This window comes from Paenalcaligenes suwonensis, assembly GCF_011290505.1.
GTDB lineage: Bacteria > Pseudomonadota > Gammaproteobacteria > Burkholderiales > Burkholderiaceae_B > Paenalcaligenes > Paenalcaligenes suwonensis.
On the sequence record NZ_JAANPV010000012.1, the window covers coordinates 1 to 23,441 of the forward strand.

The following is a 23,441-nucleotide window of genomic DNA, read 5'->3' on the forward strand; positions in this document are numbered from 1 at the left end:
TCGAAAGGGAATCCCCAGGCGAGTAACCTGTTTGCGGTGATCCATTAGCTGCAGGAGCAGAAGAGCATACATCTGGAAGCAAAGCCAGGAAAGCGGCCTATGGAGCTGTGCGGCAGCGCTCAGTAGGCAATTTTTCAAAATATTGTTAAGCCTTTTCTGAGCATGGTATTTTTCATGGTATTACCAATTAGCAGGAAAATAAGCCATTGAATATAAAAGATAAAAATGTCTTGTTTACAATAGAGTGGGAATAATCCCGCGTCTGGAATAGACCAGCAATACAAGGCATAAAAAGCCGATAAGCCCGCGTAATTGCGGGCTTTTTTCTGTCCGGGGTTTCTATCCAGGGTTTTCGTGGCTCTGAATACATCGAGAAGCTAAAATCCCAAGGTTAAAGGTGCTAATAGGTGCTCACCTCAGTAGTTCAAACAAACCAATTCGAAGCTAAACGTAATCACTAAGCACCTAAACTAACTTAGATGGACATTGGATAAGATGGCATTTGTAGTCACTGAAAGTTGTATTGCATGTAAATATACGGACTGTGTCAGTGTTTGCCCCATGGAGTGTTTTTATGAAGGGCCTAATTTTCTAGTAATTAATCCTGACGAATGTATTGACTGCTCTATTTGCGTAGGTGAATGCCCTGTAAATGCTATTGTAGAAGCCAGCGCGATTCCCTTAGATCAGGTCCATTTTGTAGAGCTTAACCAAACGCTGTCACAAGACCCTCGCTGGACACGTATTACCTCGACAAAAACACCGTTAACTGAGCATGAGAAATGGAGAGAGGTAAAGTCTAAGTTACATTTACTTCAAAAATAAAACTCGTCTTCAAGAGTTAATAACTAGATCTCTTGGTGGATTAGGCATATACAACTGACGGATACTAGGCTGCGCCACATTAAGTCAAAGGACAGGCTCTATTTCATTCCGCTATTTGGTGAGTTTGCGGAACCTGATGTCTTGGAGAGGGGAGCGTTAGTTCGCGTCACAGCGGCAGCGATCAAGCCTCGGTTCCATGGTAGAGCAGGCACCTGTAGCTTGGACGGTACCGGTCCATGCTCTCCTTTCAGAAGCACAGGTAGCAGAAATTATCAATCCGGCGTTGGTAGCTTGGGGCGGGGCGAGTTGTAGTAGCTGCTATCGCCAAGATGTTCTGGCCAGTTTAGACGCTACTGCGACGATCGGCTTTCTCTTTCAGATTAAAGCGACAAAGTAACCCAGCCAAATCAATCCTCCCGACCCTCTGTCCAAACCTCCCCACTTAGCAGCTCATGCAACTGCTTTTTACTTCGACCTGAATCATCCTTAGCGGGCAACGTCATACTCACTAGCAGTGGCCACTGCGGATAAAACCTATAGTTGGGTGTAGACACCTGAGTACCCGCTGCGTAGCTCACCCCACCAAGCTCAGTGTCTTTGACTAATTTGGCGTGTGATAGATAAAGCAGTGCTTTATTGTTATCGACAGCGAAATAAGCACGCTCCAAAGGCAAACCCCACGCATTAATCTGCAAACCATCCTCTTCAATGCGAACCAGCCAACGATCTTGATCTCGCTCTCCGTTGACGTAGAGGGTTCCCTCAGGTCTAGCTTGTACCAACGTACCCGCAGGAATATCCAGCACAAAATCTGAGGCCGCACTCCTATTGGTCGCTGCAGCCAACGGGCTCCAACCGATGATCTGGTTTTCTTCGGCTAAAAAGCAGCTTACAAACCTAAAGCCGTTCTCTGCCATATAGTCTTGTTCCATTTCCAGCAGTTTGCTGCCATCGCACTGCCAGCCTTCCAGCTCGGTATCGTGTGCCAGATGCAGTCTCCAGCTGGAGTCCTGTAGGTCAGGGCGGGGGCGCTCGAAAGACAGCACAGGGGCATTGCCTACCATCACAGGTTCTGGAAAACGGGCCCAAGAGACACTGTCTGGGTCGCCCCATACTTCTAGCTCTAATTCTGTGCCTGTAGGCATGTCTATGCTCGCATAGCGGCCTGGTTCTTTTAATACGTGCTGTCGACTACGGATTTCTTCTTGATAGCTTTTTTTGTATTGATAGAGATCCCATTGAAATGAACCGTAGTACCCAGCCAGCGCTAGCAAGAGTAGCAAAAACAGGATACGTGGCCATGGCTTGTTCTTAAAGTTTGCTCGGCGCTGTGGCTGTAGCACAAGCAAAACACCCCAAATCAGCAAAATGCCGAGTGCCAGTAGACCCAGCATCAGAATCAGTACGAAAACCACAGGAAACGGGGCGAAAGGAATCATAAGAGATCAAGCCACATAACAGTGCGTAAAACACTATTTAAAAGAAATACATGCCATCCAGAGCCTTTGGGAGCACCTCTAGCGGCCGGTAGCACCTTGTGTTGCTGCTCCGTAAGCGAGTTGGTAGTAGTCCCTTTCCGTATGGGTGAAACCAAGGATCAGTGTTTTGAACAGCTTCCGCATAAGTTTATTCATGAGTGGTTCGTGCGGAAGCTGTATAGGTTTTAGTCAATGCATAGTTTTATATATGAGGTTTATTGAAACCAGTTCATATACAAATGTAGATCTTCTATGATTGATTTTATTTGACGACTCTTAATATTAGCTCAGGTGCCATTTGCATTCTAACGCTATCGAGTGAAGGCATTATTCTATTTGGGTGGCGTGAAGCATCAATGAACTCAGGTTTATATAGAATTTCTATTAATTCTTCATAAACAAGTTTATTGATTTCATCACTAACGTTATCTAGGCCACCACGGCTTTCAGAGTTTACGAAATCACGTTTTATATCCATTTTAGATCTACCATAGTAGTATCTACCCGCTCTAAAGCTAGTTGATAGGCTAGCGCGGTACGCTTTTAATTCGATGCCATAAGCAGTGGAGTACAGTAGATCTACACGGGTGTATAAATCTTTGGATGTGCCATCAAATATAGATTGATAGGTGTCGAGGTTTTGTTGGCAAGCCTGCGTGAATAACTTGTGTGTCTTCTGATCAGCTGACATTCCTGTGTCAATCAGAATGGTATAAATATCCTGCTGCACATAGGAGCTATCTTCAGGGGTGATTTCCCAGTATATATCCTCTTTGCTCTTACCTTTGGTTTTAAGTTGGTAAGCCTTGGATATGGCACTTCCTATTTCAGAACACGTGATTGGCTTGCCGTACTGTCTATAGTCAGCGGGTTCAAATGGAGAGCTTTCTGGCGTGCTGGATAAACCCAGAAGATCAGTGAAATCTGTGGTAGCGCACCCAGTTATAGCAATGGGAAGTATAAATAGTAGTATTTTTGGTTTAAGTTTTTTAAGCATTTCTGAATGGTCGCTAAATTTTTAATGGGTTTTGATATTTAATAAACTCTATAGGTGCACGCCAAAACGGCAATTTTGCAATCGGATTCTGCATTGCTGCGTACCCTAGATCGACGTCTGTCATTTCGAGTTTCATTTAAACCTATGTCATTGATCTTTGTTCTGCACTCACCTATAGCATGTGCTGTTAGATCTCTTTCGTAAGGACCGTAAAACGTCAACGTGAAATTGTGTTTTTCGGAAAATACAATAGCACCGCAGGCATTATTAAAGGTGAGATAGGTGCAGCCAGGGCAATCCTTCTGTAGAACTTCTCTAGCCTGATACTCTGTTGGATAGTCAGTAGCGTAGGATGTTTGACCTGTGTTTTTATCAAATCCTACAGCGCCGTAGCAGTTTGGTGCCCAGCAGGAGGCATGACTTGGTGTGGTCGTGAAAATAAATAATAAACTGCTAAATAGTATTTTTATTACTATTATTCTTTTTCTTATTGAGACCTTATGTTTTTCATTCATGGCTGATTGGTTTTTTGAGTTTTTGGTTGACTCTTAAATTAAAATGGTATTTCTGATGAAATGGGGGTAATCATACGATTGTAGTGTTCAACCGTCTAGAGCGCTCTGATATCTAAAAATAAAAGTAGTGATTAATCCGTAAGAACTGTAATTTTTGGTGTGGGTGTGTGTTAGGTCAAAGAGTTTTGTTTCTGCAAAAAGTGGGTGGTTGGGACAAGTGTAACGCTGATGCTGCGGTGGTTTTTTGTTAAACTGTAGGCTGTCTAGAGCCAGTGATGGGGTGCAGGGCACTGTAACAGGCACACCAAGACGGCCTAGTATCGAGATAGTGGGATCACCAGCGAGCAAATTGATGAGCAGCAACGAAAAAATCTATTCCGGAAAAACTAAAGATTTATACCTCTTGCCGAACAATAATGTTCTCCTTGTTTTCAAGGATGATGTAACCGGCGAGAACGGTGTGATTGATCCCGGTGCAAACACCGTTATTGGTCAGGTAGAAGGTAAGGGCCGTAAGTCCCTCGCGATGACGGATTACTTCTTTACGCGTTTGCACGCTGCTGATATCGCCACACACTTGGTGAGCCTGGACCTGGAAAAAGGCACCATGGAAGTTCGTCGTGCTGAACCATTGGGTAAAGACCTGAACGGTGCTGGTGGCCTAGAGTTCGTGTGCCGTACTAGACCGTGGGGCAGTTTCATCCGCCGCTACAAACAGTACATTCGCAACACCGAGCAAAAGCTAGACTACTTGGTAGAGATCACTGTTAAAGACGATGAGCGCGGCGATCCTCTGATCAACGATGACGCTATCGTAGCGATTGGTTTGGTGAGCACCGAACATCTGGCGCAAGCTAAAGACATTACTCGCCGTGTATGCCGCATTGTTGAAGCGGATTTGGCTAGCAAAGGCCTAACCCTGATCGACATGAAGATTGAACTTGGTCTGGTAGATGGCAAAGTGGTAGTGATCGACGAGATTTCTGCCGATGCCATGCGCGTCATGGATGCTGCAGGCAATGTGCTAGAACACAGCATGGTGCACGAAAAATTGGTTGGTTAATTGTAGATTAGCTAGCCTAGGCCTGAGCTAGCTATGGCATCGAGCTCAGGCCTTTTTGTTTGTGCTAGACAATCTAGTGCTATATAGAAGTATCAAGCTAAGTAGCGTATTACGCGGCCAAGATGGGTAATGTTTGAAGGTGCTTGTCGATGGCAAGCTTGACCTCTTTGCTCATGGGCAGATGATGCTTTTCACTTGCCCAACGCTGCATGAATAGCGCAACGGTTTCCTTGGCTGTATCGATTACCAGTTGTCGGGGTAAGGCGGCTTTGGCGACCAGATGTTCTAGCTCGTCGACACTATAGTCTGAGAATGCTTTGCTACGGCTGAATGTTAAGGCGGAGTTATCGTCTGGAATATAGGCGATGGTGGACACGAAGTCGTAAGCGGGAGAGAGTTCAGCGTGGCGGCGATCTCTATAGATCAACGACCAGTTCTTGAGGTGCATATCCCCGTTGCCGATGAGTACATTAAATGTGGCTCTACGGATAAATTCGGCAATGTCGTCGTCTCCGGATTCAGCAGCAATAACTCGGGCCAGATTACGATAGCTGGCTTTTTCGTACTTTGCCTGTGGGTACACACCAAATACTTGGGCAAAGTCTTCAATGTGAAGCTTATGGCCGTCGTCTGTTCGGTCAAAGCGTTCAATGACGAAGGCTTTGCTGCCAAGTTGGCGGGTTCCTTCGGGTAAGTTGTGAATAGAGGATATATCGACTAGGGCTATCTCTGGCACATCAATGCCTATTAGCTTAGCCAGTGTCATCATAGAGAACTCGTTCTCAGGAACATGCATAAAATCCCGAGACGGCAGTTTAACTATCCAGTGCCCGCCTATACCTCGTGTAGGGATGGTTAGGCCGCCTTGTGCGTTCATAACGGCAGAAAATTTCAGTTGTACGCCAGCTAACGAGAACCGTAAGGAACGGTTAAGGGGAATTGGTGGGGTGTTTTGCTCGTCGTCAAATGCCGTGTCGGGTTCTGACCAAGGCTGATCATTTTCGGCGGTGACGGTAATCGCGCCAGGCAGATCACGGCCTAGTGCTAACAGTAGGAAGAATTCACGTCCAGGGTGTACCTGTGCTGTGTCGGCCAGATATTGTCGCAAATACCCTTCTGGTAATAAGTTGGAAAAGAAAGGCATGAGTTTGCTGCGATAGGGGCTAAAGTCCGTGAGCAGTTGTCCCAACGTATCTTTGAAGCTTAGGCTCAAAGTGGCCCTGTGTGGGTCATTGATATAAGCCTCGTTAAAGGCAAACAGCGAGCGCTCACCTCCAACATGAGTAATAGTGCCTATAGATTCGTTGTAAAGCCTGACCGTCAACGTGGAGACACCTGCCATTACTCGTCCTCCTCATCCAGAGAGTAGGCCGGTTTGGCTTCGGCTAGCGCATTGTGCGCTGCAGAACTTTGTAATAGTTGACCGCGTAGCATGGCCACTTTCTTTGCTGCCACTTGTCGCGAAATAGACAGGACAGCAGGCATGGCGCTGCGCGGTATCAGCTCTACTTCTAGATCAAGGGCATTGGCAAGCGCGACTAAACTGGAGAGCCTTAAGTCTACCTGACTGCTTTCAATTTTAGAGATATGCGACTGCGGAACGCCAGCCAACTTACTCAGGTCGCGTTGGCTTAAGTTTTTAGCGATACGGGCCTCACGTAAGCGCTCAGAGAAGTGGGCGAGGCTATAGTCCATAATTGATATCTTTTTATATATCAGTAGATTAATTCAATGTATCATAGCAGATCATTTTTATTTTATTGATCTGTTTTTGTATATATTAAATGAATTTTGATATAAAAGAATAGATCAAATTTATGCGATGGCATGAGCATGTGGGTTACGCCACATTCATCTCATGGCGTAGAGATGAATGTTGTGCAAGATGGATGGCTCGTAGGACCATTGCAGTGTGCTGTCAGTTTTGTATGTAAGGCGTTATATATCAGGGTTATAGATTGTAGTTATCTGGCTTTTGCTTCCCTAGAATAAAAACGAATCCTTTATATCTAAAAGACACATGGAGGTGACAATGCAACCCAGCAATCTTTCTCGCCGGCGTATGCTCGTATCCACGGGTGGGGTTATCGCTTTGGCAGGTACTGCTAGCCTGACACCTCTGTCGGCAGCATTGGCTCAGGATAAGGCCAAAGAAAAAGCATTACCAGCCTATGCATCATGGAAGCATGCGGACAGTTTGATCGTTCATAGTGCCAACACCATTGAAACCAAACGTAGCGCGTTTGGTTCGGGTTTGATCACCCCACTAGATCGCCTCTTTGTGCGTAATAACGTAGCGCCTCCACCTGAGCAAATTGTGGCTGATCCCGATGCGTGGGTGCTGTCTATTAAGGGGGTGAATGATCCTAAAGATATGACCGTGGCCGAGCTTAAGCGTTTGGGGCTTGTAGCGGTACCTATGGTATTGCAATGTTCCGGCAATGGTCGTGCTTATTTCCCTGAAAACCCTAGCGGTACCAAGTGGACCGTAGGCGCAGCGGGGTGTGTGGTGTTTTCAGGGGTGCCTGTTAAGGCTGTTCTGGAAGCCACGGGCGGTGCAGAGGCTGGTGCTAAATACATGACAGGAACAGGGGGGGAAGAAATTCCTGCGGGGCTGGATCCAAACGCCATCATGGTTGAGCGCTCCATCCCTATAGCGGCCATTGATGATGCGATTCTAGCGTGGGAAATTAATGGCGAGCCTATTCCTTTGGCTCACGGGGGGCCGTTGCGGTTGGTGGTGCCTGGTTACACGGGTGTGAACAACGTTAAGTACATTAAGCAATTGGCCTTTGCCAAGGATCAGTCGGCAGCCAATATTCAGCAAAATAGCTACCGCCTTACACCTTTAGGCGAAAAGACTAATGTCAATCAGGAATCGGTATGGGAAATGCCGGTGAAGTCGTGGATTACTAGCCCGAACGGAGAAACAGGTGAAGTGGTCAACGCAGGTAAGCTTCAGGTTCAAGGGCTGGCTTTTGGTGGTATGACGGCCGTTAAACAGGTGGAAGTATCGGTGGACGGCGGCAAGAACTGGGTGATGGCCAGCTTTGTGGGGCCAGATTTAGGCAAGTATGCGTGGCGTCAATTTGTAGTGGGCGTGGATCTACAGCCTGGTCAGTACGAGATTGCTAGCCGAGCAACCAGCGAAGCAGGCACTGTTCAGCCAGAAGAGCGCATGCCTAATAGTCACGGCTATTTAAACAATAGCTGGCATGACCACATGCTGCCTATCACAGTTGTTTAAGTCTGAAATGGTGTAGCCGCCCCTAGGTGTAGGGGCGGACTTGGAAGAGAATCATGACGAAGTATCTTGCTGTTGTTGGGTGTTTTTTGTTGGTTTCTGGTTACGCTCAGGCGGATGAAGAGGGTAAGGTTTTGTTCACGGCGGGGGCAAAACCTATTGCTTGTGCTGTGTGTCATACCTTGGCAGATGCAGGCTCTGCTGGGGCAATTGGACCAGATTTGGATGAATTGCAACCTTCCAAGGAACAGATACTAAAGGTGATGCAAGAAGGTATGGGGGCTATGCCTTCTTTCGCGGAGAGCTTAACTGACGAAGAGCGAGATGCTATTGCTACCTATGTTAGCTCTGTAGTTGGGCAGTAGGTTTATGCTCGGCGGTGCTCTACTTGCCCCTTGTCAGTGACAACTTGAGCTTCTATTTCAGTCGGCAAAAACTCCGTAGCAGGTGACCCATCAGCATTGTGCTGCACAATCCGCGCTGGGCGGCCTTGCTCGTCCAACCAGATTTGGCCCATTCCTGATCCATTCCACACGCGTTCACCGCGTTTACGTTGATCAGGTAGTCGTGGGGTAATGATTAAGTCTCGGCGTTGGGTAAACCAATTCAAGGGTGAGCGTGGCGCATATAACCATCGGTTTAGCCTATCTAACCAGTCTAATAACCTTCGCGGGAACTCATTTTTAATGCCGCTACTGGTGATCTGCCAAATATGGGGAACTTGCTTGCTGTGGCGTACTTTAACGTCGTAGGCAAAGGAGTAGTGCACGTCGCCCGATAAAATGACGTAGTTACCGGGGGTACGAGAATGCCTAAAAATATTAAGCATGGTGTTGGCGGCCCCAGGGTGTGCCATCCAGTTTTCGGCATCTACCGTCAGCGCAAAACCTGCATAGGTGCAGAGGCTTTGTATGACTTCGATGAGTTTGACGCCAAACATGGGGGTAGGCGACACAATAATCGCTGAGTGTTCATCCAACAGTTCATGTTGTAGCTCAATTAAAGACTCCCAATCCATCAAACCTGAAGGCCGATTGGGTAAGCGGCGTCTGTGCCAGCGTCGCGTGCGGGTGTCCAGCACAATCAGCGTGGGTTGGGTGCGTAGTACGTAATCCCATTGTTGGAAGGCTAGCAATTGCGTGATGATGGCATCTTGAGCGTGGGGTTCCAGCCTGTTGTGTTCATCCGTGGTGCTTGTCCATGCAGTGATCTCATCCACTACGTGATGGAAGACCTCGGGCCTATTGCCCCAGCCTTGGCACAGCATATAGGCCACTAATGCACTACCTACAATTCGTCGCGAAAAGGGGTGGCCGTAGGCAGTGCTTTCCCATTTGGCGGACAGATTCCAGTCGTCAGTGATGTCGTGGTCATCAAAGATCATCAAGGTCTGTACGTGTGCTAAAAGGCGTGCGGCATTGGGTAGTTCTTGTCTAAAACCTTCTAGCGCCTGTGTTTCTTGTTCCCATCGTTGCTGCTGTTGGGGCGTGAGTGTGGGGGCTTTAGCTTTGGGAATGATCTGCCACGCGATGGGTGACCAGACTAGCATGTACATCGCGAGCACTTCGGCTAGCGTGACAAGGTGATTATGGGCGCTGGTTGTCGTGAAAATGGGTTTTTCTACGCCACCAAAAAAACGTTCACGCAGGTCTTCATTAGACTTAAAAGCGGGTAGCAGGTCTGCGCGCTGGTAGTAGCTGGCAGGGTGCGTGTAAAGGGATTCACTATCGGCAACGACCGCACCGTCTAAATACTCACCAAACAAACCTAAGCGCTGAATCAATGCATGTATGGCGGCCAGCATAGGGCCTGCGACATCATCGGCATAGATTTGGTCACCGCTAAGCATTAACAGTGCGGGTCTAGCGTGTGGCTCGTCTATGTGTGGGCCTAAGACACTATCGGCGTGGGCTAAGCCGTCGCGTGATGTGTGATGTGGTTTTCTGCAGGAGCCGAACATGATGTTGTCGGTGCGGCTGGACAGCACAAAACTGGGTAACGACTGGTTATGGTGCAGCAGGTGAGGGGCCCAGTCTGCGATGCCTTGTTCCTGCCCATTGGCGGTACGTGCGATTAGATCATAGTGAATGACTGTTTCGCTGGGCAGGGGGGTATCTAGCACTACCTCTATCAAATGTATGTAGGCGTGTAGGCCTATAGGCAGAATGCGGCAGTGTGCAGGAGTTAGAGGAAGGCGCTGCGCGTCAGCGCCAGTAGGTTCTAACTGTAGACTTAATGATAAAGGCTCAGTGCCTATCAGCCACAACACTAAACGCTGTGGTTCTAAGCGACGCAGGAGTGGGCCGGCTACTACTGGGGGTAGGTCTGAGGAAGGTATAGGTAGAGTCAACGGTATTACTGCACGGGTAAAAACAGACTCTACTAGGACTACTCAATCCGCATAAAGTTGCAGCCGTAGCCACTACCTTAGAGGTTTTCTATTTGGCTATGGTTTGCTAAACACTCGGCAACTTTTTCGTCTATGTCACTTTCTTGTACTACATGCACAGGAAAACCCAATTTTTTACTTATAGCCCCTACAACAAAGCCTAAGGAAAAAGCGAGTATAGGGTTGTTCACCACAATTAAGCTGGCGGCACAGCACTTGCTCAAGTTACTGCGGTTGTCTTTTATCCATTGCGCAAAGGCTTTTTGATCTGTTGATTCCTCTGGGCCTGTGCCAGGTACGTCGCGTGTTAGTAGCACAAAAGGCCTGCCTTGATGTACTAAGCCTTCAATGGCGGGTTGCCAGTTGGAGGGCGGTGTGTTGGAGATCCAGACACGGGGGAATTCTTGGCTGTTAATGTGCATAAAGGGGTAGAGCGTAGGTGTAGAGTTGTTAAGAATAGATGGGCAGTTTTGTACCATCAATTCGCCTGTTTAGGCTAGCTAGCCAGCGGAGCAGGTCCGTGTGCCAAGGCAATGAACGCCCGCACATAGTCAATGTTAACGTCGGTCTCACGTGCGCCTAAGAATATATGTTTAGCAATACCTTTAGGTCCCAAGCGCACGGGGGCGATGTCCAGCTTTTCTGCATATTCTTCTACTAACCAGCGAGGTAGGGCGGCGACACCGCGGCCACTGGCCACCATTTGTAGCATGATGTCGGTGGTTTCTATGGTTTTATGGCGCTTAGGGGTAACGCCAGCAGGCAGTAGAAAGTGGTTGTAGATGTCGAGGCGGTCTACGTCGACGGGGTAGGTAATTAGTACTTCTTTAGTGATGTGGTGTGGTTTTACATAGCTCTCGTTGGCGAGTTTATGGCCTTTAGCAACCACTAGCACCTGTTCGTAGTCGAACACAGGCTCAAAGGTGAGGCCTGGTTTATAGATAGGGTCGGGGGTGACGAGTAGATCCACCTCATAGCCATAGAGCGCAGCTATACCGCTAAATTGAAACTTCTGTTTTACATCCACATCCACATCGGGCCAGGCGCTTAGGTAGGGGGCGACGATTTTCAGCAGCCACTGGTAACAGGGGTGGCATTCCATGCCTATGCGCAAAGAACCCCGTTCACCTTGAGCAAACTGTTGTAGTCGTTCTTCGGCCAAATCTAGCTGCGGTAATACACGATTGGCGACAGCCAACAAGTATTGGCCTGCCTGTGTGAGCTGCAGGCTGCGGCCTTCACGTCGCCAAATTTCGGTGCCTAATTGTTGCTCTAGCTTCCGCATGCTGTGACTCAGAGCTGACTGGGTGACATGCAGTACACCAGCCGCGGCAGTTAAGGAGCCTTGTTGTTCTACTTGCTGGAGGATAGCGAGATGGATGCGCTCTAACATGGTATGAATAATATTCATTGATAGGTGAGATAAAGCCATTTTACTTCATTGGTTGGCTTTCCTACAATGCAAGTCTCTCCTTGTCCTTACCGTTGCAGCGTTACGCGCAGAGTGTAGACAAATACGGAGTGGTTTCGCAGAAGGTCTAGACGTAGTTGCCTAGGATTTTCTGACTGTACATCACGAAATGAGTACACCTACCTATTCAATGAGAGTCATTCAGTTAGCTCAATCAATGATTACGCATAAAACCCGATTAGGGTTTGGTTAATAAATTAGGGTTCAAGAATAAAATGAGTAAAGAGTTTGCCTTTAGTATCAAGAGCATCAGGTTTGATGAAAACTATCATCCCTCTGATAACACACGCATCACCACCAACTTCGCAAACTTGGCTAGAGGCGAGAGCAGAAAAGAGAACTTGCTCAATACCCTAAGAATGATGAATAACCGTTTCAATGATTTGGCCGACTGGGATAATCCTAACGGCGATCGTTACTCGGTTGAGCTGGATATCGTTTCGGTTGATCTGGATGTAGAGGGTAAAGGCTCGGCCTTTCCGGTAATTGAGATACTAAAAACCAATATTGTTGATCACAAAACCAATCAACGTATTGAAGGCATTGTGGGGAATAATTTCTCGTCCTACGTACGCGACTATGATTTCAGCGTCTTGCTGCTAGAGCACAATAAAAACAAAAATGGCTTTAGCATGCCCGAGGGCTTTGGTGATTTGCATGGCAAGCTGTTCCAGTACTTTGTGAACTCTTCCATTTATAAAGAGAATTTCAGCAAAGCGCCGGTGATTTGCCTAAGCGTATCCAGCAGCAAAACCTACCACCGTACGGAAAACCACCATCCTATTTTGGGCGTGGAATACCGTCAGGACGAGTTTTCGTCTACAGACCAGTATTTCGACAAAATGGGCTTGAAGGTGCGTTACTTCATGCCTAAAAACAGTGCAGCACCGTTTGCGTTTTATTTCCGTGGTGATCTGCTTAACGATTACACCAATCTTGAGCTGATCAGTACTATTAGTACGATGGAAACTTTCCAGAGAATTTACCGCCCTGAAATTTATAACGCGAACTCGGCAGCTGGAAAGGTTTACCAACCACGTTTAACGAATCAGGACCACTCCTTCACGCAAATTGTTTACGATAGAGAAGAGCGTAGTCAATTGGCGGTTGAGCAAGGTAAGTTCACGGAAGAAAAATTCATCAAGCCATACAAAGCTATTCTTGAGCAATGGGCAGCGAGTTACGCTGTTTAATTAACGACAATAAATCCTCTATAGACTTATGAAAAAATTGTTACCCACGTGTACCGCTGGCAGTTTGCCTAAACCGTCTTGGCTTGCTGAGCCAGAGAAGCTCTGGTCTCCTTGGCGCTTAGAAGGCGAAGGCCTAGTTGAAGGTAAAGAAGACGCTTTACGTTTGGCACTTAAAGAGCAAGAACACGCAGGCATAGACATCATTAGTGATGGCGAACAAACTCGCCAACACTTTGTGACGACATTTATTGAGCACTTAAGCGGCGTAGACTTCGAGAAACGCGAAACAGTGCGTATTCGTGATCGTTACGACGCTAGCGTACCTACGGTAGTTAGCGCGGTAGCACGTACCAAACCAGTATTTGTTGAAGATGCGAAGTTCTTACGTCAGTTGACCAAGCAGCCTATTAAATGGGCGTTGCCTGGTCCTATGACCATGATCGACACACTTTACGATAACCACTACAAAAGCCGCGAAAAACTGGCGTGGGAATTCGCGAAGATTCTGAACCAAGAAGCCAAAGAGTTGGAAGCCGCAGGCGTAGATATTATCCAGTTCGATGAGCCTGCTTTTAACGTGTTCTTTGACGAAGTGAATGACTGGGGTATTGCTACCTTGGAGCGCGCGATTGAAGGCCTGAAATGCGAAACCGCCGTACATATTTGCTATGGCTATGGCATTAAAGCCAATACCGATTGGAAGAAAACGCTGGGTTCAGAGTGGCGTCAGTACGAAGAGTCTTTCCCTAAACTGCAGCAATCTAAGATTGATATTGTGTCGCTGGAGTGTCAGAACTCGCACGTACCAATGGACTTGATTGAACTGATTCGCGGCAAGAAAGTGATGGTAGGCGCAATTGATGTAGCCACTAACAACGTAGAAACGCCAGAGGAAGTAGCCAGCACATTGCGCAAAGCACTGCAGTTTGTGGATGCTGAAAACCTGTACCCAGCAACGAACTGCGGCATGGCACCACTGCCACGCCACGTAGCACGCGGCAAAATGCATGCGCTAAGTGCCGGTGCAGAGATTATTCGCAAGGAATTGGCTGGTAAGTAATCGCATTACTAACCAGCAGTAGGAGTTTTCTTCTACGGTGTGATGATAAAAAAGGGTGGCTTTTAGCCACCCTTTCTATTTCTCGCCTAGTTCCAAATCCAACATCAAACTACTCAAGCTCTTCCCATGCGCATCCAAGGCAGTAGATCGGGTTACGCCGCCGCGCAGCACGCCAGAAATCACAAAGTTCAGCGCCTGTAGTTGTGGCAGCTCGTAGCGTGTGATGCGCCACTCTGCTGGCGGTACTTCAGGTATTAAGCCTTGCAGATGTGTTTGCACACGTTCGGGGCTAAGTTGCTGGCACAAGTAGTCGTAGTCACGGGCATCGTAGGCGATCACCGAGATGTTCGAGATGTCGCCTTTGTCACCTGTGCGAGAGTGGGCGAGTTGGTGTAGTTTCATGCCACGGTCTCCATGTGCACAGAATGAGGGATACGGTCCGAAGGCCACAGCAAGGATGCCACAGCCACCACTTGGCGGGTGGATTTACTGGCACCGCCACCGCCGGCTGGGCCGTTGGTGTATAGGGCTTCGACTTCATTGCTCAACTGTTTAGCGTGGGCGGGGTTGGCACATCGGCCGGCAATGCGTAGGCGTAGCTCTTGTGGCTCTGTTGTGGCAGGTGGTTGCGCATTGCCGTAAAGGGAGTTCATGCCGATGAGGTCAGCGCGTAGGTCTTCTACGTCTAGCCCTAACATGGTGATGCGTTCTAGCACGATGTCGCGTGCGAGAGTGGCGCGTGCTAAGGCGTTGGGGCCGCCGTACGAGATTTGTCCTTCTCCTAGGTAGCCATCTAAGTAGCCTACGCTCACTTTAAAGAGGCCGGACTTTTCTTGGCCGTTCGCTCCTTCTGCGCGGATTTCATCAACGGCTTGCTCGCTAAAGCGTACCTTAGAAAAATCGGCGATGACGTCAGGGGTGAGGTAACGGCTGGGGTCGTGGATTTCGTATAGCAGCTGTTCGGTGCAGGTTTGTACGGTGATTTGGCCGCCAGAGCCTTTTACTTTGGTGATCAGTACATCACCATCGGCAGAGACTTGGGCAATAGGAAAACCCAGTCTTGCCAAGTTGCTGACGTCTTTCACGCCAGGGTCAGCAAAGTAGCCACCACTGACTTGGCCAGCGCATTCCAACAAATGGCCCACCAATGTGCCGGTCCCTAGTTTTGCCCAGTCGTCCCAAGCCCATTTAAATTCAGCTAGTAAAGGCGCAAGGAATAGGGCGGGGTCAGCGACTCGGCCAGTCAGGATAATATCGGCATCGGCGTGTATGGCTTCAACTATACCGGCTGCGCCTAAGTAAGCGTTGGCAGATACCAGTTTGTCGCCCAGTTGAGCAGGCGTTTGGCCATTATCCAGCAGGTCGTTACTGGTGCGTAGTTGCTCTAGTACGTCGTCACCTGTGACGGCAGCGACGTTTAGGCCAGTTATACCTAATGATTTAGCAATGCTGCAGACCTGTTTGGCAGCGGCAATGGGGTTGGCTGCCCCCATGTTGCTGATGATTCTGAAGCGGCGCTGCCCAGTGCTGTCAAAGAGTAAGGGCAGCACGCTTTGCATGCGATCGGTAAGCAACGGGTCGTAGCCTTTGTCGGGATGATGCAAGCGCTCTTGCTGAGCTAACGCAATGGTGCGCTCTGCCAAGCATTCAAAAATCAAATAATCAATATCCCCATCGCGGGCCAGTTCTACTGCGGGGTCGATGCGGTCACCAGAGTAACCGGCACCAGAACCTAAGCGTAGGGAAGAAGGGTGGGCGTTAGTCATCACAAATACTCTCGCACGTTAAAGGGGGAACAAGCCCAAGGCTACTGCGACGAAGGTCATCAAAATCGAGGTAGCCATTAAGAAGGGTAAGGTGAAGCGTTGGTGCGCACCCAGTTCGATTTTGCACAAACCTACGAGTAAGAAGGTAGCAGGGGTAAGAGGGCTGATAGGAAAGCCCACGGTCATTTGACCCATGGTGGCGGCGTAGGCCACTTCAATGGCTGAACCGCCATGCGCTTGTACCACTTGGCCCAACACAGGCATCACACCGAAGTAGAATGAATCGGGGTCAAACAGCAGGCTTAATGGGGTGGATACCAAACCCAGCAAGAAAGGCAGATGTGTGGCAGCACTAGACGGAATGTGGTCCGCAGCAAAGGTGGCCATGGCTTTCAGCATGCCGGTGCCATTCATGATGCCGGTAAATACACCTGCTGCGAACAGTACGCTTGCCATTAATAATGCAGCTTTGGCGTGCGCGTCTATACGTTCACGTTGCTGTTTGGAGCTAGGATAGTTAATCAATAAAGCAATGATGGTACCCAGCATAAAACATGCAACGGGTGCGAGCAGGCTAGAGATCATGGTGCCAATTACCACAATGATCAGCGCAATATTGATCCAAAATAAATGGGGGCGACGTATGTCGTTTTCTGGGGTGACTTCTTTGCTGTCAGGGGTAGGGAGCGCTGTGGCATGACCTGATGCCACACTTTGGAAATCTACCGATGCACCTGCTCGTTTACCCAACCACCATGCACACAGCAGTACAAAGGCAAAGCCGGTTAGCTGTACGGGTAGCAAAGGTAGGTACAAGTCCATCACAGGTACTTCCAGTGCGGCGGCGGCGCGTAATACTGGGCCACCCCACGGCAGCATGTTACCTACGCCCGCTGCCATCGCGACCACGCATGCCAAGATGCGTCGATCTATGTTTAAGCGCTCGTATAGAGGAAGTAGGGCGGGAATAGTCACCATAAAGGTCACGGCGCCAGAGCCATCTAAGTGCACGATAGCGGCCAACACAGCGGTGCCTATCACAATGCGCACGGGATTGTTGCCGACGACTTTCAGGATACGGTTGATGATGGGGTCTAAGGTGCCAGCATCCGTCAAAATGCCAAAGAACAAAATGGCAAATACAAACATGCCCGCGACGGGAGCAATGTTTTTCACGCCATTGACCATAAAGCCGCCCAACTCTGGGGCGAAACCACCGATCAACGCCGCAATCACAGGGATGGCAATTAAGGCCACCAAGGGAGAGAGGCGATTACTCATGATACCGGCGAGCAGCACCAGTACCGTCAACAGCCCAAGCAAAGCGAGCATAGGAAGTCTCCTGAAAATAACGGCCTGACTAGAAGCAGGCTTCTTGATTAAGACCGCTTTTTGGCTCGCAAAGCGTGAAGCGGACGTATCCCAAGCATACGATTGACGTTATTATTAGAAAATTGAATTTTTATTATCTCTGTGATTTGTTTTTCAAATGAAACAAGGTTTTAGGCACATACGCGCATTTTTAGCGGTGGCAAGACTCTCCAGTTTTACGCAAGCAGCTAATCAGTTGCATGTGTCTCAGCCTGCGCTCACGGTACAAATCAAGCAACTGGAAGACGAGTTGGGTACGCGTTTGTTTGATAGGGACAGACGACAGGTATCGCTTACCGAAGCGGGGCGTAGGCTGCTTCCCGCCATGCAGCGCATTTTGGATGAGTTTGATGGGGCAGTGCAGCAGGGACAAGATATTGCTGATCTAAAAAGCGGTAGGTTGTCTATTGCGTCCTTACCGTCTATTGCCGCGGCATGGTTACCCGAGGTCATGCGTACGTATAGGCAACGTTATTCCGGCATTGATATACAAATTGATGACGTGTCGGCTGATAGCATTATTAAATTGGTGCGTGATGAGCAGGTGGATATAGGGTTGGGGCCTTGGGGCAATAGGGACAGAACCTTGCATTTCACACCCTTGATGGAAGATCAAATGGTGGTGTTCTTCCCACCAGATCACCCGTTACACCAACAGAAGTGCCCAAGTCTTAAGCAATTAACGCAGTACCCCCATGTGTTGACGTCTAGAGGTTCCAGCGTACGCCAGTCGGTGCATCGAGCCTTAGAGGCCGAAGGCGTGGATATAGAAATTGCGTGCGAGGTAGCCTACTTGTCTACAGCGATTGGTATGGTGCGTGCGGGTTTAGGGGTGGCCGTATTACCGCGTTCTACTTTACATGCGGCGCCCTGTGATGGCCTTGAGTATAGGCCTGTGGCGGGTAGCAGTTTACGGCGTTTATTAGGGGTGCTGCAATTGCGTCGCCAACCGCTGAGTGCGGCGGCACAGGCATTTTTGCAGCTGTTGCAAGAACAGTTGCCTTTGTTTGTGGATCATGGGCAGTTGGTTACCAGTGATGTGCATACATCGTAGTTAGGCGTGCATGCGGGTCTGTGCTTGGCCTTGCTTCACTGCACCGTTGACTTGCCATGTTTCTCCCCAACTGACTGCCGCTTTGGGCATTAATACCACCACGGTAGAACCTAACTGAAAATGCCCCATTTCATCGCCTTGTTCAAAACATAGGCTGGGGTTTTCGTCCCTATACCACCATCGTTTGATGCGTCTTTTTCCGGCAGGGTTGACCACGCCGTGCCACGTTGTATGGATGCTGCCTACGATGGCAGCACCTACCAATACCATCACAAAAATGCCGCATCGTGGGTGCTGAAACCAGCAAATCAGCCGTTCGTTGCGGGCGAGTAGGCCATCTATGGCTTGCACAATGTCTGGCCTAACCGAATAGAACTTTCCAGGTACATAACACATGCTCAGTAGGCGTCCGGCGCAGGGCATGTGCACGCGATGGTAGTCGCGCGGGCTTAAGTACACGGTGGTGAAGTGGCCGCCTTCTAGGTAGTGAGCAAGGGCAGGGTCGGCTAAGAGGGTGCTGGCGCTATAACGTTGCCCCTTGGCGTGGATTAACTGTGTGGCTTCTATGGTTCCCACTTGGGTCACGATGCCATCGGCAGGGCTTACCCAATCTGCTTTATCAAGAGGGCGGGCTTCGGGATGCAGTTGGCGTGTAAAGAAATCATTAAAGCTGTGGTACTCGCTGGGCGTGCTGCGTAGGGCGTCGCTTAGGTCTATGCCGTGCTGGCGTATAAAGGCGCGTATTAAGGGCTGGGCGATGGCAGGGATGCGGCTTTCTGCCAAGTAGCCTGCGCCACGCGTGAGTAAACGCATGGGGGCCAGGTGTTGTAGGAAAGTCGTGATAGTCATGATTTCAACCAAGTTGTGGTATTGTTTTATTGTACCAGTACAATAATTTATATTGTCACATGACAATTTGATTGGAAGTGCAAGCATGACTGTAGTGACCGAAGCCTTTATTAGCCCACGTGTGCTAGACCTTCAGCCTTATCAACCAGGTGAGCAGCCCAAGGTAGAAGGGCTGGTAAAGCTAAACACGAACGAAAACCCGTACCCGCCTTCGCCGCTGGTGGTAGAACGCATTACCGAAGTCGCCGCCACCAGCCTCAAGCTGTATCCCGACCCGGAATCGGATCAACTGTGCGAAACCATAGCGGCCTATTACGGGGTAGACAGGGATCAGGTGTTTGTGGGCAATGGTTCGGACGAAGTGCTAGCGCATGCGTTCTGTGCTTTTTTTCAGCACGACAGGGCACCGTTGTTAATCCCGGATGTGACCTATAGTTTTTACAGCGTGTATTGCCGTCTGTTTGGGATAGCGCCTGAGTTAGTGCCTGTGAGCGGGTCATTGCAAATTGATGTCGCGGCCTTTGCTGCGGCGCTAGAGGCGAATGAGGATATCGCTGGCATTGTGGTTTCTAACCCCAATGCCCCCACGGGAGAAAGCCTGCCGTTGGAAACTATAGAGTCGTTGCTATCGCTGAACCACAATAGGGTGGTGCTGGTAGACGAAGCCTATGTGGATTTTGGTGGGCAGTCTGCGATGGCGTTGGTACAGCAGTATCCCAACTTGCTGATTGTGCAAACCTTGTCTAAATCGCGATCTCTCGCTGGGTTACGTGTGGGGTTTGCTATAGGCCAGCCTACGCTGATTAGTGCGCTAAACAGGGTGAAGAACAGTTTTAATTCATTTCCCTTAGGCTGTTTGGCCCAACAGGGGGCCATTGCTGCATTTAATGACCGTGCCTATTTTGAGCAGACACGACAAGCGGTGATGGCCACACGTGCCACCTTAGCAGAGGGTTTAGGTGAGCTGGGTTTTGACGTGCTGCCTTCTAAAGCCAACTTTCTGTTTGTACGCCACCCGCAGCACAGTGCGGTGAAGTTAGCCGCATATTTACGAGAAGCCAGAATTTTAGTGCGCCACTTTAGACAAGAGCGAGTGGCGCAGTACTTACGTATTTCCATTGGCACAGATCAGCAGGTGAGCTATTTGCTGAAGGTGTTGGAGCATCTGTTTACCGAACAGGATGCGTGATTGTTGTCGTTGTTGTGTACGCAATCCTTGCGTGCAGTTTGATCCACTTTAAGGAGTTCAACCATGTCCAGAGTTCCTCTTATAGACCCCAGCACAGCGATTGGCGATCGCCAACTGATGCTGAAACAAATTCACGGTGCTTTTGGTGCGACACCAGCCATGTTTAAGGCGGTAGCTAATTCCACGGCTGCGCTGCAAAGCATGTGGGGTTCGTTTGGCGCGCTGAGCAATGGCACTATTGATCCTAAGTTAGGCGAGTTGATTGCGGTGGCTGTGGCTGATCGTAATGCCTGCGAGTATTGTTTGGCTGCCCATACGGTATTGGGGCGTAAGGCTGGAGCTTCAGAGGCCGAGCTGGCCGCTGCGCAGCGAGGTGAGTCAGCGGTTCCTAAAACAGCCGTGGCCTTGAAGTTTGTGCTGAAAGTGGTGGATGACAGAGGGCAGGTCACAGACGCCGATGTGCAAGCGGTACGTGATGCGGGTTTCAGCGATGAGCAGGTGGTGGAAATTTTGGCGCATGTGGCGCTGAACCTGTTCACGAATTACATCAACGTTGCGTTTGATGTACCGGTGGATTTTCCGGCAGTGAAGTTGCAACGTAACGCATAAGAGTAGTGGGCAGGCAAAAATACCGCAGTGTAAAAGCTGCGGTGTTTTTTTATGCGATGTACGTTACGGCTTAGGCCACACAATCCACGTAGTAGCGTGGCTTACCCTCGGCATCGACCTGCTCTACAAAACCATGGATGTCGGTGCCAAAACCCGGAGCTAAGCGGTTAAGCTCCCTAGAGAATTTTAGGTATTCCACAATGTTGCGGTTAAAGCGTTCGCCGGGGATGAGCAATGGAATACCGGGTGGGTAGGGGGTGATTAAGCTAGTGGTAATGCGTCCTTCTAACTGGTCTATTTCTACACGTTCGGTGCGGTGCGTAGCAATGTGGGCATAGGCATCGCTAGGTTTCATGGCGGGCTCGGCCTCTTCTACATACATCTCGGTAGTCAGGCGGGCAATATCGTGTGTGGCGTAGATGTTGTGTACGTGATCACATAAATCGCGCAGCCCCATTTCTTCATAACGGGGGTGTTTTTTGCAGAAGCTAGGCAGAATCCGCCATACCGGTACGTTGCGCTCATAGTCATCTTTAAACTGCTGTAGTGCCGTCACTAGTGAATTCCAGCGGCCTTTAGTAATGCCAATAGTGAACATGATGAAGAAACTGTATAAGCCAGTTTTCTCAATAATGACGCCGTGCTCGGCCAAGAACTTGGTCACAATGGGGGCGGGAATACCAGTGCTATCAAAGCGCCCGTCTAGGTTTAGGCCGGGGGTGACTATAGTGGCTTTGATGGGGTCTAGTAGATTGAAGCCGTCAGCAAGTGGCCCAAAACCGTGCCAGCTAGCGTCATCTTCGTTGCCGTAAAGCATCCAGTCTTGGGTGCGGCCAATGCCTTCTTCCTCTAATTGCTTCGGCCCCCATACGGTGAACCACCAATCATCCTCCGAGAACTGTGCACCTACTTGGCGCATAGCACGACGAAAATCCAGCGCTTCCATAATGCTTTCTTCTACGAGTGTTTGACCGCCGGGTGGCTCCATCATGGCGGCAGCCACGTCGCAACTGGCAATAATGGCGTATTGGGGTGATGTAGAGGTGTGCATCAAATAGGCTTCGTTAAACAAGTGTTTATCGAATTGCGGTTTGCCGGAATCTTGCACCAAAATGTGGCTGGCTTGGCTCAGGCCTGCAAGCAGTTTATGGGTGGATTGTGTGGAGTACACCAAGGAGTGTTGCGGGCGAGGGCGCTTCTTACCCATGGCGTGATAGCTGCCGTAGAAGGGGTGAAAAGCGGCATGTGGGATCCATGCTTCGTCAAAATGCAGCGCTTCTACGTAGCCATCTAAGGCCGCTTTGATGACTTCAGTATCGTACATAATGCCATCGTAAGTAGACTGGGTTAGCACCAAGATACGGGGCGTAATGCTGTCAGGGTCTACGCCGGCTAACAGTGGGTGTGCACGTATTTTGGCTTTAATGGATTCGGGCGAAAACTCTTCGCGTGCAATGGGCCCAATCAGCCCTAAGTGGTTGCGAGTAGGGCGCAAAAACACAGGAATCGCACCGGTAAGCACAATGCTGTGCAGCAGCGATTTATGGTAGTTGCGGTCAACCACCACTACATCGCCGGGGGCGACTACATGCTGCCACACAATTTTGTTGCTAGTGCTAGTACCGTTGGTCACGAAGAAGCAGTGGTCAGCATTAAAAATACGGGCAGCATTGCGTTCGCTGGCACCTATAGCACCTTTATGGTCTAGCAGTTGCCCCAGTTCTTCTACCGCATTGCAAACATCTGCGCGTAGCATGTTTTCACCAAAGAACTGGTGAAACACTTGGCCTACAGGGCTTTTTAAAAAGGCCACACCACCTGAGTGTCCTGGGCAGTGCCACGAATACGAACCATCTTCAGCATAATCCAATAGCGCTTTTAGAAACGGGGGCTTAATACCCGTTAAGTAGCTTTTGGCTTCGCGTATTAAGTGGCGAGCGACGAACTCTGGCGTGTCTTCAAACATATGAATCACACCGTGCAGCTCACGCAAGATGTCATTGGGCATATGGCGTGCAGTTTTGGTTTCCCCGTACACATAAATGGGCACATCCACATTACGACGCCTTACCTCTTTTATAAACGTGCGGATGTTTTGCAGTGCTTGTGAGCTTTCCGTGTCTGGCGTGAACTCCTCATCGTCTATAGACAAAATGAAGGTACTGGCGCGGCTTTGTTGTTGGGCGAATTGGCTAAGGTCGTGGTAGCTGGTGACGCCTAACGCATCAAAGCCTTCGGATTGTATGGCTTGAGCAAGCGCGCGTATGCCCAAGCCAGAGCTGTTCTCGGAACGGAAATCTTCGTCAATGATGACAATAGGGAAATGAAACTGCATGGCGTGTCCTGTAAGAAAGGGAACAACAACAGC

At 49.3% G+C, this 23,441-nt stretch carries 22 protein-coding genes; 9 read left to right on the forward strand and 13 right to left on the reverse strand.

The window, feature by feature from the left end; translation table 11 throughout:
* The first annotated feature begins 495 nt into the window (after positions 1–495).
* A complete protein-coding gene (fdxA, locus tag GY634_RS15650; protein ID WP_166409665.1) occupies positions 496–825 on the forward strand; it encodes a ferredoxin FdxA in 330 nt (109 codons plus the stop codon).
* Positions 826–1,232: 407 nt separating this feature from the next.
* Here fdxA and GY634_RS15655 read toward each other — a convergent pair whose 3' ends face one another.
* The 3 genes from GY634_RS15655 to GY634_RS15665 form a co-directional block, all read right to left on the reverse strand.
* Positions 1,233–2,264 carry a hypothetical protein gene (locus GY634_RS15655; RefSeq protein WP_166409666.1) on the reverse strand — a complete coding sequence of 344 codons (1,032 nt, stop codon included), beginning with the start codon at positions 2,262–2,264 and terminating at the stop codon, positions 1,233–1,235.
* A gap of 301 nt (positions 2,265–2,565) precedes the next feature.
* Positions 2,566–3,300 (reverse strand): hypothetical protein, encoded by a 735-nt coding sequence (locus GY634_RS15660; protein WP_166409667.1) that lies wholly within the window; start codon positions 3,298–3,300, stop codon positions 2,566–2,568.
* Between the two features lie 38 nt (positions 3,301–3,338).
* On the reverse strand, positions 3,339–3,815 hold the full coding sequence (locus GY634_RS15665) for a DUF4189 domain-containing protein (protein ID WP_166409668.1): 477 nt from the start codon (positions 3,813–3,815) through the stop codon (positions 3,339–3,341).
* Between the two features lie 352 nt (positions 3,816–4,167).
* On the opposite strand from GY634_RS15665, the gene GY634_RS15670 reads away from it, so the two are divergent.
* Positions 4,168–4,878: a phosphoribosylaminoimidazolesuccinocarboxamide synthase gene (locus tag GY634_RS15670; protein WP_166409669.1), complete on the forward strand. Its 711-nt coding sequence runs from the start codon at positions 4,168–4,170 to the stop codon at positions 4,876–4,878.
* Between the two features lie 109 nt (positions 4,879–4,987).
* Here the strand turns inward: GY634_RS15670 and GY634_RS15675 are convergent, their stop codons facing one another.
* Complete coding sequence (locus GY634_RS15675; protein ID WP_166409670.1) at positions 4,988–6,220, reverse strand: type II toxin-antitoxin system HipA family toxin; 1,233 nt, start codon at positions 6,218–6,220, stop codon at positions 4,988–4,990.
* Positions 6,220–6,573, reverse strand: coding sequence for a helix-turn-helix domain-containing protein (locus GY634_RS15680; RefSeq protein ID WP_166409671.1), 354 nt, complete (start codon positions 6,571–6,573; stop codon positions 6,220–6,222). The genes GY634_RS15675 and GY634_RS15680 overlap by 1 nt, the downstream gene beginning before the upstream one ends.
* Before the next feature lie 337 nt (positions 6,574–6,910).
* On the opposite strand from GY634_RS15680, the gene sorT reads away from it, so the two are divergent.
* Complete coding sequence (gene sorT, locus GY634_RS15685; RefSeq protein ID WP_166409672.1) at positions 6,911–8,125, forward strand: SorT family sulfite dehydrogenase catalytic subunit; 1,215 nt, start codon at positions 6,911–6,913, stop codon at positions 8,123–8,125.
* A 53-nt stretch (positions 8,126–8,178) separates the two neighbouring features.
* Positions 8,179–8,487: a SorU family sulfite dehydrogenase c-type cytochrome subunit gene (sorU, locus tag GY634_RS15690; protein WP_166409673.1), complete on the forward strand. Its 309-nt coding sequence runs from the start codon at positions 8,179–8,181 to the stop codon at positions 8,485–8,487.
* A gap of 2 nt (positions 8,488–8,489) precedes the next feature.
* On the opposite strand, the gene GY634_RS15695 is transcribed toward sorU, so the two are convergent.
* From GY634_RS15695 to GY634_RS15705, 3 genes are all read right to left on the reverse strand, one after another.
* Positions 8,490–10,472 carry a metallophosphoesterase family protein gene (locus tag GY634_RS15695; protein WP_242683732.1) on the reverse strand — a complete coding sequence of 661 codons (1,983 nt, stop codon included), beginning with the start codon at positions 10,470–10,472 and terminating at the stop codon, positions 8,490–8,492.
* A gap of 77 nt (positions 10,473–10,549) precedes the next feature.
* Positions 10,550–10,990, reverse strand: coding sequence for a hypothetical protein (locus GY634_RS15700; protein WP_242683733.1), 441 nt, complete (start codon positions 10,988–10,990; stop codon positions 10,550–10,552).
* Positions 10,991–11,007: 17 nt separating this feature from the next.
* The gene (locus GY634_RS15705; protein ID WP_166409762.1) at positions 11,008–11,904 is read right to left on the reverse strand and encodes a LysR family transcriptional regulator; all 897 of its coding nucleotides are present in this window, start codon (positions 11,902–11,904) and stop codon (positions 11,008–11,010) included.
* A 293-nt stretch (positions 11,905–12,197) separates the two neighbouring features.
* Between GY634_RS15705 and GY634_RS15710 the strand changes: the two genes are divergently transcribed.
* The gene (locus GY634_RS15710) at positions 12,198–13,175 is read left to right on the forward strand and encodes a DUF1852 domain-containing protein (protein ID WP_166409674.1); all 978 of its coding nucleotides are present in this window, start codon (positions 12,198–12,200) and stop codon (positions 13,173–13,175) included.
* 28 nt (positions 13,176–13,203) lie between these two features.
* Positions 13,204–14,235, forward strand: a complete 1,032-nt coding sequence (locus tag GY634_RS15715) for a methionine synthase (RefSeq protein WP_166409675.1) — start codon at positions 13,204–13,206, stop codon at positions 14,233–14,235.
* Between the two features lie 75 nt (positions 14,236–14,310).
* Here the strand turns inward: GY634_RS15715 and GY634_RS15720 are convergent, their stop codons facing one another.
* The 3 genes from GY634_RS15720 to GY634_RS15730 are packed head-to-tail and all read right to left on the reverse strand — an operon-like array spanning position 14,311 to position 17,333.
* The gene (locus GY634_RS15720; protein WP_166409676.1) at positions 14,311–14,637 is read right to left on the reverse strand and encodes an AtuA-related protein; all 327 of its coding nucleotides are present in this window, start codon (positions 14,635–14,637) and stop codon (positions 14,311–14,313) included.
* A complete protein-coding gene (locus GY634_RS15725; RefSeq protein WP_166409677.1) occupies positions 14,634–16,001 on the reverse strand; it encodes an acyclic terpene utilization AtuA family protein in 1,368 nt (455 codons plus the stop codon). The genes GY634_RS15720 and GY634_RS15725 overlap by 4 nt, the downstream gene beginning before the upstream one ends.
* 18 nt (positions 16,002–16,019) lie before the next feature.
* Complete coding sequence (locus GY634_RS15730; protein ID WP_166409678.1) at positions 16,020–17,333, reverse strand: CitMHS family transporter; 1,314 nt, start codon at positions 17,331–17,333, stop codon at positions 16,020–16,022.
* Positions 17,334–17,490: 157 nt separating this feature from the next.
* Here GY634_RS15730 and GY634_RS15735 point away from each other — a divergent pair, with 157 nt between their 5' ends.
* Entirely contained in the window at positions 17,491–18,426 is a 936-nt protein-coding gene (locus tag GY634_RS15735) for a LysR family transcriptional regulator (protein ID WP_166409679.1), read from the forward strand.
* On the opposite strand, the gene asd is transcribed toward GY634_RS15735, so the two are convergent.
* Positions 18,427–19,275, reverse strand: a complete 849-nt coding sequence (gene asd, locus GY634_RS15740; RefSeq protein WP_166409680.1) for an archaetidylserine decarboxylase — start codon at positions 19,273–19,275, stop codon at positions 18,427–18,429.
* An 85-nt stretch (positions 19,276–19,360) separates the two neighbouring features.
* Between asd and hisC the strand changes: the two genes are divergently transcribed.
* Together hisC and GY634_RS15750 are read left to right on the forward strand one after the other, a co-directional pair.
* Positions 19,361–20,464, forward strand: coding sequence for a histidinol-phosphate transaminase (gene hisC, locus GY634_RS15745; protein ID WP_166409681.1), 1,104 nt, complete (start codon positions 19,361–19,363; stop codon positions 20,462–20,464).
* Positions 20,465–20,527: 63 nt separating this feature from the next.
* On the forward strand, positions 20,528–21,073 hold the full coding sequence (locus GY634_RS15750; protein WP_166409682.1) for a carboxymuconolactone decarboxylase family protein: 546 nt from the start codon (positions 20,528–20,530) through the stop codon (positions 21,071–21,073).
* Between the two features lie 70 nt (positions 21,074–21,143).
* Here the strand turns inward: GY634_RS15750 and GY634_RS15755 are convergent, their stop codons facing one another.
* Positions 21,144–23,408, reverse strand: a complete 2,265-nt coding sequence (locus GY634_RS15755) for an arginine/lysine/ornithine decarboxylase (protein WP_166409683.1) — start codon at positions 23,406–23,408, stop codon at positions 21,144–21,146.
* Between the last annotated feature and the right edge of the window lie 33 nt (positions 23,409–23,441).

What these genes read in the sequence shown, in the direction of transcription:
- fdxA (WP_166409665.1), top strand. Translation starts at nt 496, where the DNA reads ATGGCATTTGTAGTCACTGAAAGTTGTATTGCATGTAAATATACGGAC.
- GY634_RS15655 (WP_166409666.1), bottom strand. Translation starts at nt 2,264, where the DNA reads ATGATTCCTTTCGCCCCGTTTCCTGTGGTTTTCGTACTGATTCTGATG.
- GY634_RS15660 (WP_166409667.1), bottom strand. Translation starts at nt 3,300, where the DNA reads ATGCTTAAAAAACTTAAACCAAAAATACTACTATTTATACTTCCCATT.
- GY634_RS15665 (WP_166409668.1), bottom strand. Translation starts at nt 3,815, where the DNA reads ATGAATGAAAAACATAAGGTCTCAATAAGAAAAAGAATAATAGTAATA.
- GY634_RS15670 (WP_166409669.1), top strand. Translation starts at nt 4,168, where the DNA reads ATGAGCAGCAACGAAAAAATCTATTCCGGAAAAACTAAAGATTTATAC.
- GY634_RS15675 (WP_166409670.1), bottom strand. Translation starts at nt 6,220, where the DNA reads ATGGCAGGTGTCTCCACGTTGACGGTCAGGCTTTACAACGAATCTATA.
- GY634_RS15680 (WP_166409671.1), bottom strand. Translation starts at nt 6,573, where the DNA reads ATGGACTATAGCCTCGCCCACTTCTCTGAGCGCTTACGTGAGGCCCGT.
- sorT (WP_166409672.1), top strand. Translation starts at nt 6,911, where the DNA reads ATGCAACCCAGCAATCTTTCTCGCCGGCGTATGCTCGTATCCACGGGT.
- sorU (WP_166409673.1), top strand. Translation starts at nt 8,179, where the DNA reads ATGACGAAGTATCTTGCTGTTGTTGGGTGTTTTTTGTTGGTTTCTGGT.
- GY634_RS15700 (WP_242683733.1), bottom strand. Translation starts at nt 10,990, where the DNA reads ATGGTACAAAACTGCCCATCTATTCTTAACAACTCTACACCTACGCTC.
- GY634_RS15705 (WP_166409762.1), bottom strand. Translation starts at nt 11,904, where the DNA reads ATGTTAGAGCGCATCCATCTCGCTATCCTCCAGCAAGTAGAACAACAA.
- GY634_RS15710 (WP_166409674.1), top strand. Translation starts at nt 12,198, where the DNA reads ATGAGTAAAGAGTTTGCCTTTAGTATCAAGAGCATCAGGTTTGATGAA.
- GY634_RS15715 (WP_166409675.1), top strand. Translation starts at nt 13,204, where the DNA reads ATGAAAAAATTGTTACCCACGTGTACCGCTGGCAGTTTGCCTAAACCG.
- GY634_RS15720 (WP_166409676.1), bottom strand. Translation starts at nt 14,637, where the DNA reads ATGAAACTACACCAACTCGCCCACTCTCGCACAGGTGACAAAGGCGAC.
- GY634_RS15725 (WP_166409677.1), bottom strand. Translation starts at nt 16,001, where the DNA reads ATGACTAACGCCCACCCTTCTTCCCTACGCTTAGGTTCTGGTGCCGGT.
- GY634_RS15730 (WP_166409678.1), bottom strand. Translation starts at nt 17,333, where the DNA reads ATGCTCGCTTTGCTTGGGCTGTTGACGGTACTGGTGCTGCTCGCCGGT.
- GY634_RS15735 (WP_166409679.1), top strand. Translation starts at nt 17,491, where the DNA reads ATGAAACAAGGTTTTAGGCACATACGCGCATTTTTAGCGGTGGCAAGA.
- asd (WP_166409680.1), bottom strand. Translation starts at nt 19,275, where the DNA reads ATGACTATCACGACTTTCCTACAACACCTGGCCCCCATGCGTTTACTC.
- hisC (WP_166409681.1), top strand. Translation starts at nt 19,361, where the DNA reads ATGACTGTAGTGACCGAAGCCTTTATTAGCCCACGTGTGCTAGACCTT.
- GY634_RS15750 (WP_166409682.1), top strand. Translation starts at nt 20,528, where the DNA reads ATGTCCAGAGTTCCTCTTATAGACCCCAGCACAGCGATTGGCGATCGC.
- GY634_RS15755 (WP_166409683.1), bottom strand. Translation starts at nt 23,408, where the DNA reads ATGCAGTTTCATTTCCCTATTGTCATCATTGACGAAGATTTCCGTTCC.